The organism is Nocardiopsis potens DSM 45234 (assembly GCF_000341105.1).
Taxonomy (GTDB): domain Bacteria; phylum Actinomycetota; class Actinomycetes; order Streptosporangiales; family Streptosporangiaceae; genus Nocardiopsis_A; species Nocardiopsis_A potens.
Map to the genome: position 1 here is coordinate 58,264 of NZ_ANBB01000067.1, position 13,107 is coordinate 71,370.

Below are 13,107 nucleotides of genomic sequence, written 5' to 3' on the forward strand. Positions count from 1 at the left end.
CCGGGGCCGCGCGTGTGCGGAGGCCTTCGGGCCCCGCCCCGGTGCGGCCGCCTTCCGGGTGCCGGTCCGCGGCCGGGGCGGGAGGGCGGCGCGCCGGTGGCGGCGCCTGCGCCGTTCGGCGTCCCGGTGCGCCCGCGTGCGGGGCTGGGGGTTACTCGTCGACCTTGACGTCGAAGTTCACGTCGCCGCCGTCGACCGAGGTCGTGGTGACGGTCACGCCGAGGGTGTCGCCGCCCGCGGTGAGCTCGCAGCGGACCGAGGAACCGACCTCGGCCGGGAGGTCCTCGGAGCAGGTGAGGTCGTCGGGCGCCTGGCCGACCTGCTCCTCCAGCGCCGCGGCGGCCTGCTCCGCGACCTCGTCCGCGGGGACGGCGCCGGGGCCGCCGATGCTGGCGTTGAACGAGCAGCCTGCGGTGAGGAGCACCGTCAGAGCCCCCAGCCCGACCCCCGCGACCGCCCGCTTCCGGCTCTGGGTTCCCATCCTGTTTCTCCTGATTCATCCGGTGACGTGATTCTTTGTCTGGGACGCGGCCTCCCTCCGCCGGGTTCCCGGTCGACGGCGGCCTCTTCCGGCCGCTTCCCCTTTCGACCGGCCACACCACCACCGCGGCCACCATGGGCGGCGCCGGCGGGCGGAGGGCGTCCGGGCCTCCCCCTGCGGACCCCGGGGCCGTCGGCAGGAGGCCGAGGGGCCGCCGGTCAGGCCCCTGCTCGCCCGCGCAGGCCGGCCAGGAGGGTCTCGACGGCGATGGAGAAGTGCTCCGCCCAGCCGTCGCCGGGGGCCGCCGACAGGGCGGCGAGGGTCGGGTAGCGGTCGGCCCGGTCCTGCAGGTGGGCGTGCATGGCGGCGCGGGCCGCCGCCTCCGCCTCCTGCCCTGCCGCACGCCAGGCGGCCTCGGCCGCGGCGCTGCTGATGACCAGGTTGCCGACGGCGGCCGCGGCCGCGGTCAGCTCCGTCCCGGAGAAGCCGGCCCGGGCCAGGGCGGCGTGCAGCGCCTCCGAGCGGGCCAGGGCCTCCGGCCCCAGCAGCGGCCGGCTGCCGGCCAGGGCGCCGGACCACGGGTGGCGCAGCAGGGCGCCGCGCAGTTCGTGCATGTAGCGGCGGACGTCGTCGGCCCAGTCCTCCCCGGGGGCCTCGGGGAGGAGCAGTTCCCCGAAGACCGCGTCGAGCGCCAGGTCGAGCAGGTCGTCGCGGGTGGCGACGTGCCAGTAGAGGGAGGTGGGGTGGACGTCCAGGGCCCTGGCGAGGCCGCGCAGGCTGAGTTCGCCCGCCCCGCCCCGGTCGAGGGCGGCGACCGCGGCCTCGGCGATCGCCTCGCGGGTCAGGCCGCCCGTTCCGCGGCGGGGCGGGCGTTCGCGCAGCCAGAGCGCGCCGGGCATGGGCGGGGCCGTGTCGGCCTTCTTCGGACTCACGTCCTCCAGTGTAGGACCACCGAGTATAGTCCTACGGTGTAGGACTTTGTGTCGGCCGCCGGCCGCGTCCGGCGTTCCCGGAGAGGAGCACAGGCCATGGTGGAAGAGACCGGGAGCGGGGCGGCGGCCGCGGAACCCGAGGCCCCCGGCCACCCGCGGCGCTGGTGGATCCTCGCCGCGCTCTGCGCGGCGCTGCTGCTCGTCGTGGTGGACAACACGGTGCTCTCGGTGGCGCTGCCGCCGATCGCCGCGGAGTTCCGCGCCGGGACCGCGGTCCTGCAGGCGGTGGTGGACGCCTACGTCGTGGTCTTCGCCGGGCTGCTGGTCGCCGCCGGCGCCGCCTGCGACCGGTACGGCAGGCGGCGCACGGCGGCGGCCGGGCTGGCCCTGTTCGCCGCGGCCTCCGCGGCCGCGGCCCTGGCGCCCTCGGCGGGCTGGCTGGTCGCGGGGCGCGCGCTGATGGGCGTCGGCGCGGCGCTGGTGATGCCGTCGACGCTGGCCGTCCTGGTGCAGGTGTTCCCCTCCGCCGAGCGGCCGAGGGCGTTCGCGGTGTGGACGGCGGTCGCCGCGGTCGCGATGGCCGCCGGGCCGGTGCTCGGCGGGTTCCTCGTGGCGGCCTGGTCGTGGTCGGGGGTGTTCTGGATCAACGTCCCCCTCGCGCTGGGCGCCCTGGCCGCGGTGCTGGCGCTGGTCCCCGAGTCCTCCGACCCGGACGCCGGACCGGTGGACGCCCCGTCCGCGCTGCTGGCCACCCTCGGCATGGGCGGCGCCGTGCTGGCCGTGCTGCTGCTCGGCGAGCCCGATCCGCGCTGGCCGGGGGTGGGCGCGGGGGCCGCGGCCGGCCTGCTGGGGCTGGCCGGCTTCGCCGCCCGGCAGCGCCGCACCCGGCGGCCGCTGGTGGACTTCTCGCTCTACCGGGACCGCCGCTTCGCCGGGGCGAGCGCCGCCGCCGCGCTGCTCACCCTGGGCACCGGGAGCGCCCTGTTCGTGCTGACCCAGTACCTCCAGTTCGTGCTGGGGTTCGACGCGCTGCAGGCCGGGGCCGCGCTCGCCCCGCTGGCCGCGGGCACGGTGGCCGGCTCCGCGGCGGGCGGGCGCGCCCCGGGCCGGATCGGCGCGCGGTGGAGCATCGCGGCGGGGTTCCTCGCGGTGGCGTGCGGGTTCGCCGTCCTGGCCGTGCTCGCCCCGGGCGGCGGCTACCCCCCGGTCGCGGCGGGGCTGGCCGTGCTGGGGCTGGGCACGGGGTTCTCCGGCCCGGCGGTGACCGCGACGGTCCTGGCCGCGGTGCCGCCGCACCGGGCCGGGATGGGCTCGGCGCTCAACGACACCCACCAGCAGCTGGGGATCGCGGTCGGCGTCGCGGTGCTCGGCGGCCTGCTGACCGCCGCCTACCGGGCCGGCCTGCCCGCCGGCGTCCCGGCGGGCGCGGAGGCATCGCCGGCGGCGGCCTTCGCCCACGCCGCGGCCCGCTCGGACGCGGCCCTCGCCGAGGCGGCCGGCGCCGCGTTCACCGCCGCGCAGAGCACCACCATGCTCACCGCGGCCGGGTGCGCGGCGGCGGGAGCGCTGACCGCCGTCCTCGCTCTGCGCCCGAGGCGGTGACCGGGGTGCGGGCCGGGCGGGTCCGCCGCCCCGGTGCGCTCGCGTGCACGCACGCCGGGGCGGCGGCTCCCCGCCGGAGGGGCGGGGTCAGCCCGCGGGCTGCTCGTCGACCTTGACGTCGAAGCCCACGTCGCCGCCGTCGACCGAGGTCGCGGTGACGGTCACGCCGAGGGTGTCGCCGCCCGCGGTGAGCTCGCAGCGGATCGATGCGCCGACTTCGGCGGGGAGGTCCTCGGGGCAGGTGAGGTCGTCGGGCGCCTGGCCGACCTGCTCCTCCAGGACGGTGGCGGCCTGCTGTGCGACCTCGTCGGCGGGGACGGCGCCCGCCCCGCCGCCCGCGTCGGAGGCGCCGCCGCCCTCCTCAGGGGCGCCGCCGCTCTCCTCGGGGGCGCCGTTCTCCCCGGCGCCGCCGCCCTCCGCCGGCCCGGTGTCGCCGCTCTCCACCGGCTCGACGTCGCCGATGCTGAACGAGCACCCGGCGGTGAGCAGCACCGCCAGCGCGCCGAGTCCGACGCCCGCGGCCACCCGGCTCCGGCTCTGGGTTCCCATCCCGTTCTCCTCAATCCATCCGATGGCGTGGTTCCTCGGCCTGGGACGTGGGGGCCCTCTCCCGGGTTCCCGGTGACCGGCAGGTCTTCTCCGCGGCCGTGCGCGGGCTCGCCGCCGCGCCCCCGCTCCGGGCCCGCGGGACCGGGGGCGTGCCGGGTCCGGCGGCGGGCCCCCGGGCGGACCCGTGACGCCGTGTCACTGGTGGGCGCGGCGGGAGGTGAGCAGACTGGGGGCACGCCCCGGCGGCCGGTCCCGGAGTTCCGCGCGCGGGAGCGGCCCGGGCGCAGGGCGGGCCCTGCGCCCGGGCCGCTCCCGTGGTGCAGGGCCCGCGGCGGGGCGGCGCATGCGGCGACCGCGCAGACGCTCCCAGGAAGGACGGGTGTGACCTCCGAGCAGACCGAGAAGACGCAGGGCCGGCTGCGAAAACTCAACCTCGAGATCGTGGCCGGCGCGGTCTCCGCCGTCGGGGCGCTGCTGGTGGCGACCGACGCCGAGTCCTGGTGGGACGCGCTGCTCATGGCCGTCGGCCTGGTGGTGACCCTGGCGGTGATCAGCCGGTGGTCCGCCGGCGGCCTCCCCCGCATCGCGCTCCCCGGGCTGATCGCCACCGCGGCCGTATGGGCCGTCGGGGTGCTGGCGGCCGACGCCTCGACCTCCTCCTACGGCTTCGCCGTGGTGGCCACCGTCACCGTGCTCGAACTGCCGCGCCACCGCCGGGCCGCGATCGCGGGGATCGCCGCCTTCGCCGCCGCCCTGATCGGAGCGAAGCTGGCCCTGGCGCGGGAGGGCACGGTGGAGCTGCTGCTCCAGTACGTCCTGGTCTCGGCGTGCGTGGCCGTGGGCGGAGCGGTCCTGGCGATCCTCGGCTACGCGGTCCAGGACCTCCTGGAAGAGCTGGAGAAGGCCCGGGAGCGGGAGGCGGAGATGGCCGTCATGCGGGAGCGGGTGCGCTTCGCCGGCGACCTGCACGACATCCAGGGCCACACCCTGCACGTGGTGAAACTGAAGGCGACCTTGGCCCAGAGGCTGCTGCGCGCCGACACCGCGCAGGCCGAGCGGGAACTGGAGGAGGTGCGCGCCCTGATCGGCGACACCATCGCCCGGACCAGGGAGCTCGCCTACGCCCAGCGGCGCCTCAACCTCTCCGCGGAGCTGGAGAACGCCAAGAACCTCTTCGAGGCCGCCGGCATCGGCGTGCACGTCGACCGCGGGGCCGGCGCCCCCGCCGGCGAGCTGCTCGGCCAGGTCCTCCGCGAGGCCGCCACCAACATCCTCCGCCACGCCCAGGCCGAACAGGTGTGGATCACCCTCACCGGGGACGGCATCACCGTGGTCAACGACGGCGCCCCGCAGGGCGGCCTCCCCCGGCTCAGCGGGCTCGCCGCCCTCCGGGACCGGGTGGCCGCCGAAGGGGGCGAGCTGGCGGTGGAGCAGCGCGACGGCCTGTTCCGGACCGCCGCGACACTCCCCCGGCGGCGCCCCGGCGCCGCCCCGACCACGCGGAAGGACGACCGATGACCACGGTGGTGCTCGCCGACGACGAGGCCCTGCTCCGCAAGGCCATGGCCGCGCTGCTCCCCATGGAGGGGGACGTCGCCGTGCTGGCCGAGGCCGAGGACGGGCAGGCCGCGGCGCGGGCCGTCCTGGAGCACCGGCCCGACGTGCTCGTCATCGACCTGGAGATGCCCGGCACCGACGGCCTGGGCGCCGTGGCCGAGATCCGCCGCACCCTGCCGGACCAGGTCGTCCTCATGCTCACCCGGCACGCCCGGCCCGGCGTGCTGCGCAGGGCCCTCAAGCTCGGCGTCCAGGGCTTCGTCAGCAAGTCCGCCGACCCCTCGCACATCGCCGAGGTCATCGCCGCCCTGCACGCGGGCCGGCGCTGGATCGACCCCGACGTCTCCGCGCTCGCCCTGATCGACGACTGCCCGCTCACCGACCGCGAGACCGACGTGCTGCGCGAGACCGGCCAGGGCTACTCGGTGGCCGAGATCGCCGCCCGGCTCCACCTGGCGGAGGGGACGGTGCGCAACTACCTCTCCAACGCGATGCAGAAGACCCAGACCAGGTCCCGGCACGAGGCGGCCCGCTACGCCCGCGAGCACGACTGGCTGTAGCGGCCGGGCGCCGCTGCGGGGCGGCCGCGCCGGGAGGTCTCCGGGGGGTCAGGCCGAGGAGTCCTCCCAGCGGCCGGCGGCGGTGCACGGCCGGCCGGGGTGGACAAGCAGGCGGGGGGCGGCCAGGTCCAGGGCGATCACGGCGAGGGTGTCCCACCGCTCGTGGAAGGGGGTCGCGGGGTCGCCGTGGACGCAGACCGGGCCGCCGCCATCGCCGCCGCCGTGGCCGGCGAGGGCGGCGGCGCGGTCGGCCGGGTGCTCGGCGGCGAGCCCGTCGGGGCGGGCGCGGACCTGCTCCAGGCGGGCGCGGGTGGTCGAGTCGTCGGCGGCGCGCTCGCCGCGGGCCAGTTCCGGGTCGAGGAAGTGGTTGGTGTGGGCGAGGCGGCCGTTCCGGGGCGCGATCTCGGCCACTCCCGCCGGGGAGAGCTCCAGGCAGCGCGCGTCGCCGCGCTCGCCGTCGAAGGAGACGACGGTGACCACCGAGGAGGCGGAGTAGCGGGCCGAGCGGGCGATCTCGGCGGCCTCGGCGACGGTGGCCGCCTCGTCGAGGATGCGGCGGGCGGCGATGTGCACGGGCACCCCGGTGCCGGGGCCGTCGGCGGTGTGCTTCAAGGCGTTGAAGTGCACGCCGAGCCCGGCGCCGTTCACGCCGATCTTGCCGGCGATGCCGGCCTCGGTGAAGGTGTGCACGCGGTGTCCCGGCCGCGGCTCCAGGGTCCACAGCAGCATGCCCGGGGCGAGGAATTCGTGCCAGTCCCAGGTCTGCAGGGTGCGCGGGGGCGCGCCGGAGCCGGGCAGCAGGACCGAGGTGGAGCACTCCCCTTCCCCGCCGGCCGCCGCGGCGGCGAGCATTTCGGTGCGGGCGTTGAGGGCGCCGACCCGCCACGGTTCCAGCCCGGCGCCTTCTGCCAGGCCGGCGACCTCCTCGGCCAGGGCGGGCGCCCAGGCCGCGATGGCCTCCAGGGCGCGCTCGCCGCAGGCGCGGACCTGGTCGGGGCGGGCCCCGTTGGCGGCGAACAGCCGGTCGTAGCCGTCGGCGGCGGCGCCGACGGCCGGGGCGAGGGCGGCGCCCAGGGCGCGCCCCCTCTCGGCGGGGGCGGTCTCGGCGGAGGCGTGGCGGAGCAGGCGGCGGGCGGGAGGCATGGCGGCTCCTGTTTCTGCGGTGCGGGCGGGCGCGCCGTTCCGGGCGGCCTCCGGGGCGGGTGCGCCAGGCCCGGGGGCGGTCCCTCCGGGTCGGATTCGTCGGTGGCGGTGGTGAACAGGATGGTGCCGCCGGCGGCGGCGCGGAAGGGCCGGGCGGCCCGGCGCGCGTGCCCGGGGCGGAGCCGGTGCGGCGGCCTCCCGGGCAGGCGCGCCGGCGGCCGGTGTGCGCCGCCTCGTTCCGCGCGCACGCGCAGGAGGTCCCGGCCGCGTCCGGGCCGGACCGGCGGCGGCCGGGTCCCGGCGGGCCCGGGACCCGGAGCCTGAGCGGCCGTTCAGGCGCCCGCGAACTGGGCGGCGTGCAGGCGGGCGTAGGCGCCGCCGGCGGCGAGCAGGTCGCGGTGGGTGCCCTGCTCGACGATGCGGCCGGCCTCCATGACCAGGATGGTGTCGGCGTCGCGGACGGTGGACAGCCGGTGCGCGATGACGAAGCCGGTGCGCCCCCGGCGCAGCGAGGCCATGGCCCGCTGGACGAGCATCTCGGTGCGGGTGTCCACCGAGCTCGTCGCCTCGTCCAGCACCAGGATGGAGGGGTCCACCAGGAACGCGCGGGCGATGGTGACCAGCTGCCGCTCGCCGGCGCTGAGCCCGTCGCCCTCGTCGCCGACCACGGTGTCGTAGCCGTCGGGCAGGGTGCGGATGATGCGGTCGGCGTGGGCCGCCCGGGCCGCGGCGGCGATCTCCTCCCGGGTGGCCTGCGGCCGGCCGTAGGCGATGTTGTCGGCGACGGTCCCGCCGTGCAGCCAGGTGTCCTGGAGCACCATGCCGATCGAGGCGCGCAGCTCGCCGCGGGGCATGCCGGCGATGTCGGCCCCGTCCACGGTGATCCGGCCCGCGTCCGGCTCGTAGAACCGGAGCAGCAGGTTGACCAGGGTGGTCTTGCCCGCCCCGGTGGGGCCCACGATCGCGACCGTGCGGCCCGGTTCCGCGGTCAGCGACAGGTCCTCGAAGAGCGGTTCGTCCCCGTAGCCGAAGGAGACGTCCTCGAAGGCGACCCGGCCGGCGGCCCGGCCCCGGCGGGGGGCGGCCGGTTCGGGGTCGGGGCGCTGCTCCTCGGCGTCCAGCAGCTCGAAGACCCGCTCGGCGGAGGCCAGGGTGGACTGGATCTGCCCGGCGACCGCGGCCAGGGTGGTCACCGGCTGGTTGAACTGCATGACGTACTGCAGGAACGCCTGGATCTCGCCGATGGTCATGGTCCCGGAGGCGACCCGCATCGCGCCGATGACGGCCACCAGCACGTATCCGAGGTTGCCCAGCAGGGTGGTGGCGGGCGCGATGAGGCCGGAGTGGAACTGCGCCTTGACGCCGGCGTCGTGCAGCGCGGCGTTGTGCTCGCGGAAGGCGCGGGCCGACTCGGCGTGCCGGCCGAAGGCGGTGACCAGTTCGTGGCCGGTGTACATCTCCTCGATGTGGCCGTTGAGTTCGCCGGTGGCCGCCCACTGGCGGGTGAAGTGCGGCCGGGCGCGGCGGGCGGCGGCCCGCACCGCCCACAGGGTGAGCGGCACCGTGGCGGCCACCGCCGCGGTCAGCAGCGGCGAGAGCACCAGCATCATCGCCAGCGACCCCAGGAAGATCAGCAGCGAGCCCAGCACCCGGGCGAAGATGCCCTGCATGGTCTGGGCGATGTTGTCGATGTCGTTGGTGACCCGGGACAGCACTTCGCCGCGCGGCCGGGCGTCGAAGTAGTCCAGCGGCAGCCGGGAGAGCTTGGTGTCGGCGTCCTCGCGCAGCCGGTAGGCGAAGCGCTGCACGGCGGTGGCGATCAGCCGCCCCAGGGTGACCTGGCAGGCCCACGCGGCGGTGGCGATCAGCCGCCCCAGGGTGACCTGGCAGGCCCACGCGGCGGCGGCGAGCAGCACCGAGGCCGCCAGGATCCGGGCCGGGGCGGCCAGGTCCCCGGTCCCCTGCCCGGCGGCCAGGAACGCGTCGGTGGTGCGGCCCAGCAGCAGCGGCAGGAGCGCGGTCATGCCGGTGGACAGGGCGGTGAGGGCGACGGCGGCGGACATGGCCCTGCGCTCCGGGTGCAGGCCGCCGAGGAGCCGCCGCGCGGTGGCGGCCGGGCGGGCGGCCCGCTCGCCGGGCCGGACGGGGGTGCTCATCGCTCCTCCTCGGTGGTGTTCTGGGAGTCGACGATCTCGGCGTAGACGGGGCTGGCGGCCAGCAGCTCCTCGTGGGTGCCGACCGCCTCGATGCGCCCGGCCTCCAGCACCGCGATGCGGTCGGCGGTGCGGACGGTGGAGACGCGCTGGGCGACCACGACCCGGGCCGCACCGCCGATCTCGGCGTCCAGCGCGGCGCGCACGGCGGCGTCGGTGGCGGTGTCCAGGGCGGAGAAGGCGTCGTCGAACAGGTAGATGCCGGGGCGGGCGAGCAGCGCCCGGGCGATGGCCAGGCGCTGGCGCTGGCCTCCGGAGACGGTGCTTCCGCCCTGGCCGACGGGGGTGTCCAGGCCCTCGGGCAGGGCCTCGACGAACGCGCGGGCCCGGGCGGTCTCCAGGGCGCGCCACAGTTGGGCGTCGGTGGCGCCGGGGTCGCCGTAGCGCAGGTTGGAGGCGATGGTGCCGGAGAACAGGTGGGCGCGCTGGGGCACCAGGGCGACGGCGGAGGCCAGGGTGCGCCGGTCCAGTCCGCGCACGTCGGCCCCGTCCAGGGCGATGGTGCCGGTGTCGGCCTCCAGCAGCCGGGCGATGAGTTTGACCAGGGTGGTCTTGCCGCTGCCGGTGGCGCCGACGACGGCGGTGGTCTGCCCGGGGCGGGCGATCAGGTCGACGCCGCGCAGCACCGGCTCCTCGGCTCCGGGGTAGCCGAAGGAGACGCCGCGCACGTCCAGCCGGCCCGGGCGCGGTGCGCGGGGCGGGGCGGCGGCCGGTGCGGCGGGGGCGGTGAGGGTGGGCTCGGTGTCGAGGACCTCGGTGATCCGCCCGGCGCTCACCTTGGCGCGGGGCAGCAGGACGAACACGGTCATCGCCATCATCACCGCCATGAGGATCTGGCCCAGGTAGGCGAGGAAGGCCAGCAGCGCGCCGGTCTGCATCTCGCCGCCGATGATCCGCGGCCCGCCGAGGGCGACCACGGCGACCGAGGCCAGGCCGGCGATCAGGGTGACGGTGGCGCCGAAGTAGGCCTGCATCCGGCCCAGCCGGAGGGCGACCTCCATCAGGTCGGTGTTGGCCGCGGCGAACCGGCGGTGCTCGTGGGCGTCGCGGACGAAGGCGCGGATCACCCGGATCCCGGTGATCTGCTCGCGCAGCACCCGGTTGACCTCGTCGATGCGGTCCTGCATCAGCCGGGAGGGGGCGACCATCCGGGCGATGATCAGGCCGACCGCGGCGACCAGCGCCGGGATCGCCGCCAGCAGCACGCCGGAGAGCGGGACGTCCTGGCGGAGCGCGAGCACGATGCCGCCGGCGCCGATGATGGGGGCGGTGAGCATCAGGGTCAGGGCGATGAAGACGAGGTTCTGGATCTGCTGGACGTCGTTGGTGGTGCGGGTGATCAGGGAGGGGGCGCCGAACAGGTCCATCTCGCGGGCGGAGAAGCCCTGGACCCGTTCGAACAGCGCCGCGCGCAGGTCGCGGCCGATCCCCATGGAGACCTTGGCGCCGAGGTAGACCGCGCAGGCGGCGAAGGCGGCCTGGACCAGTGTCGCGGCGAGCATCAGCGCGCCGCGGTCCAGGATGTGTCCGGTGTCCCCGGCGGCGATGCCGCGGTCGACGATGTCGGCGTTGAGGGTGGGCAGGTAGAGCATGCCCAGTGCCTGGACCAGCTGGCAGGCGGTGAGGAGGGCGGTGGGGCCGGCGTAGGGGCGCACCCGCCCGCGCAGCAGCGGGAGGAGCCCGGCCGGCCGGGGAGCCTGGAGGGTCGGCATGCGGCGACCCTAGCAGAGAAACTTACCCCGAGTGTAAATTTATACCAGGGGGAATATTCGCCCTGGTAGAGTCTCCGCCGTGAACGAGCCCCTCGGCCTGCGCGAACGCAAGAAGGACGCCACCCGGCGGCTGCTGGCCCTCACCGCCATCGACCTGTTCGAGGAGCGCGGCTTCGACGCCGTGTCGGTCGCCGAGGTCGCCGAGACCGCCGGGGTGTCCAAGAAGACGGTGTTCAACTACTTCGCCGTCAAGGAGGACCTGGTCCTGGGCTTCGGCAAGCACCACATCGCCGAGCCGGCGGCCGTGGTGCGCGGGCGCGCCCCCGGCACGACCCCGCTGGAGGCGGTCCGCGACCACCTGCTGACCGCACTGGCCGAGCGGCAGCCGATGGCGGGGCTCAGCGACGACCCGCTGGTGCTGCGCATCCGGCGCCTGGTCGAGTCCAGCCCCGCCCTGGCCGTGCGGGAGATGCACTACCAGGAGCAGAGCCGGGAGCTGCTGGCCCGGGCCCTCATCGAGGAGGGCGCCTCGGAGCTGTCCGCCCGCCTGATCGCCGCCCAGTTGCTCTCCGTCCGCCACGTCCTGGCCGGGGAGAACTTCCGCCGCCTCAGCGCCGGCGCGACCCCCGAGGAGCTCTACCCCGAGGCGGTCGCCAACACCGAGCACGCCTTCGCCTGGCTCCGCCGCGGCTTCGGCGACCTGCTCCGCCGCCCCGAGGAGGCGGAGGAACCGGGCAAGGGCTGAGTCCCCCGCGCAACGCCCCGGCTCCGGCTCCGCCCGCGGGCCGCTGCGCGCGCCCGGCGCCGCTCACCCCTGCGGGGCGGGCGTGCGCGGGCCCGAGGCGAGGTAGACGGTGTTGGCCGACTCCCCGCCCTGGAGGGGGTTGGGGAATCGGACCACCTCGGCGCGCGCGGCGGTGAACGCCTCCAGCAGCACCGCGGTGAACTCCTCCTCCGGCGGGTCGTTGGACCACAGCGCGAAGACGCCGCCCCCGCCGAGCATGCGCGCGGTGAAGGCGTGCAGCCCCTCGGGGGTGTAGAAGCCGCCGTGGCCGGGGTCGAGCAGGTGGCGCGGCGAGTGGTCGATGTCCAGGAGCACCGCGTGGAAGGGCCCTCCCCGGCCCGCCCCGAACTCCTCCTCCCCGCGGGCGAGCGCGAAGAAGTCGCCGTGCAGGAGCGTGCAGCGGGGGTCGGCGGCCAGCTCGGCGCCGGCCGGGATCAGCCCCTCCCGGTGCCAGCCGATGACCTCGGCCAGCGCCTCGACCACGGTCAGCGCGCCGACGCGGGGGTCCTCCAGCGCGGTCCGTGCGGTGAACCCGAGCCCCAGGCCGCCGACGGCGACGCGCACCCCCCGGGCGGGGATCCCCGGCTCGGCCAGGGCCAGCCGGGCCATCTCCTCCTCGGCCTCGGTGAACGCGCTCGACATGAGGAACTCCTCGCCGAGCTTGACCTCGTGGACCTCGCGGCCGAGCACGGGGTCCAGCCTGCGGCGGAGGCTGATGTCGCCCATGCGCGTGGAGCGCAGGTCCAGAATCCGGAAACGGGAGTTCATCGCCGTCCTGTCCGTTCTGTTCGTCGTCGAAGGCCCCGCGGCCCGGTTCGCCGGGCCGCCCTCCCCGTCCGCCTCGGCCAGTCGGACTCCTCCGCCCGCTCCCCGCCGACGCCGCCGTCCTTCCCGCAGGCGGGACGGCTCATCCGGCGCGGCATGGCACACTCCCTGACGAACAGTAGGTCCGGCTTCTCGTCGAGGACGACGGAGAACCGACTCTAACGTTAGAGTAGATTCATGGAGGAGGTGCTCCGCATGGGTGCCGAGCGCATGCAGATCGGCGAGGTCGCCGAGCGGACCGGGTTGTCGCTGCGGACCATCCGCTACTACGGCGAGGTGGGCATCGCGCCGCCCTCGGCTCGCTCGCAGGGGGGCTTCCGCCTCTACACCGAGAGCGACGTCGAGCGGCTGCTGCTGGTCAAGCAGATGAAGCCGCTGGAGTTCTCCCTGGAGGACATCCGGGCCCTGATCGACGTCCTGGACCGGCTGGAGGCCGGCGGCGGCGACGAGGAGTCCCGGCGCGCCCTGCTGGAGCGGCTGGAGGGCTTCCGCACCGCGGCCGAGGTGCGCAGCGCGGCGCTGCGCGCGCAGCTGGAGGCCTGCGAGGACTTCACCGCGCGGCTGAGCGGCGTCTCCGCCGAGCACCGCGCAGGCACCTAGAGCACCCCCGGAAAGCACGAGCAGAGGAACGAGAGGCACCCCGAGTGGCGCACGCGGTGACGGACAAGGCCCAGGACCCGGCCGCGGAGGCGGCGGCGGAGGCGGCGCGGCGGCGGACGTTCGCGGTGATCTCCCACCCGGACGCGGGC

The 13,107-nt window shown here is 76.5% G+C and carries 12 protein-coding genes; 5 read left to right on the forward strand and 7 right to left on the reverse strand.

The genetic code is table 11. From position 1 onward, the window contains the following. Positions 1 to 151 precede the first annotated feature (151 nt). Entirely contained in the window at positions 152 to 481 is a 330-nt protein-coding gene (locus tag D459_RS0126165) for a DUF4333 domain-containing protein (RefSeq protein ID WP_017595959.1), read from the reverse strand. A 218-nt stretch (positions 482 to 699) separates the two neighbouring features. Beyond that, the gene (locus D459_RS0126170; protein WP_206540806.1) at positions 700 to 1,413 is read right to left on the reverse strand and encodes a TetR/AcrR family transcriptional regulator C-terminal domain-containing protein; all 714 of its coding nucleotides are present in this window, start codon (positions 1,411 to 1,413) and stop codon (positions 700 to 702) included. A gap of 96 nt (positions 1,414 to 1,509) precedes the next feature. Here D459_RS0126170 and D459_RS0126175 point away from each other — a divergent pair, with 96 nt between their 5' ends. After that, entirely contained in the window at positions 1,510 to 3,015 is a 1,506-nt protein-coding gene (locus D459_RS0126175; RefSeq protein ID WP_017595961.1) for an MFS transporter, read from the forward strand. Positions 3,016 to 3,102: 87 nt separating this feature from the next. On the opposite strand, the gene D459_RS0126180 is transcribed toward D459_RS0126175, so the two are convergent. Beyond that, the gene (locus D459_RS0126180; protein ID WP_017595962.1) at positions 3,103 to 3,564 is read right to left on the reverse strand and encodes a DUF4333 domain-containing protein; all 462 of its coding nucleotides are present in this window, start codon (positions 3,562 to 3,564) and stop codon (positions 3,103 to 3,105) included. A 381-nt stretch (positions 3,565 to 3,945) separates the two neighbouring features. Between D459_RS0126180 and D459_RS32895 the strand changes: the two genes are divergently transcribed. Both D459_RS32895 and D459_RS0126195 read left to right on the forward strand, forming a co-directional pair. Next, positions 3,946 to 5,082: a sensor histidine kinase gene (locus tag D459_RS32895; protein WP_017595964.1), complete on the forward strand. Its 1,137-nt coding sequence runs from the start codon at positions 3,946 to 3,948 to the stop codon at positions 5,080 to 5,082. Then, complete coding sequence (locus D459_RS0126195; protein ID WP_017595965.1) at positions 5,079 to 5,681, forward strand: response regulator transcription factor; 603 nt, start codon at positions 5,079 to 5,081, stop codon at positions 5,679 to 5,681. Before D459_RS32895 ends, D459_RS0126195 begins: the two co-directional genes overlap by 4 nt. 48 nt (positions 5,682 to 5,729) lie before the next feature. Here D459_RS0126195 and D459_RS0126200 read toward each other — a convergent pair whose 3' ends face one another. The 3 genes from D459_RS0126200 to D459_RS0126210 all read right to left on the reverse strand — a co-directional run bounded on the left by D459_RS0126200 (position 5,730) and on the right by D459_RS0126210 (position 10,749). Further along, positions 5,730 to 6,824 (reverse strand): C45 family autoproteolytic acyltransferase/hydolase, encoded by a 1,095-nt coding sequence (locus D459_RS0126200; RefSeq protein ID WP_017595966.1) that lies wholly within the window; start codon positions 6,822 to 6,824, stop codon positions 5,730 to 5,732. Between the two features lie 332 nt (positions 6,825 to 7,156). Next, entirely contained in the window at positions 7,157 to 8,980 is a 1,824-nt protein-coding gene (locus D459_RS0126205) for an ABC transporter ATP-binding protein (protein ID WP_017595967.1), read from the reverse strand. Further along, entirely contained in the window at positions 8,977 to 10,749 is a 1,773-nt protein-coding gene (locus tag D459_RS0126210) for an ABC transporter ATP-binding protein (protein WP_017595968.1), read from the reverse strand. The genes D459_RS0126205 and D459_RS0126210 overlap by 4 nt, the downstream gene beginning before the upstream one ends. 79 nt (positions 10,750 to 10,828) lie before the next feature. Here D459_RS0126210 and D459_RS0126215 point away from each other — a divergent pair, with 79 nt between their 5' ends. Beyond that, positions 10,829 to 11,494: a TetR/AcrR family transcriptional regulator gene (locus D459_RS0126215; RefSeq protein WP_017595969.1), complete on the forward strand. Its 666-nt coding sequence runs from the start codon at positions 10,829 to 10,831 to the stop codon at positions 11,492 to 11,494. Positions 11,495 to 11,557: 63 nt separating this feature from the next. Here the strand turns inward: D459_RS0126215 and D459_RS0126220 are convergent, their stop codons facing one another. Further along, positions 11,558 to 12,301 (reverse strand): spermidine synthase family protein, encoded by a 744-nt coding sequence (locus D459_RS0126220; protein WP_017595970.1) that lies wholly within the window; start codon positions 12,299 to 12,301, stop codon positions 11,558 to 11,560. A 234-nt stretch (positions 12,302 to 12,535) separates the two neighbouring features. Between D459_RS0126220 and D459_RS0126225 the strand changes: the two genes are divergently transcribed. Beyond that, positions 12,536 to 12,958 carry a MerR family transcriptional regulator gene (locus D459_RS0126225; RefSeq protein ID WP_017595971.1) on the forward strand — a complete coding sequence of 141 codons (423 nt, stop codon included), beginning with the start codon at positions 12,536 to 12,538 and terminating at the stop codon, positions 12,956 to 12,958. Positions 12,959 to 13,107 lie beyond the last annotated feature (149 nt).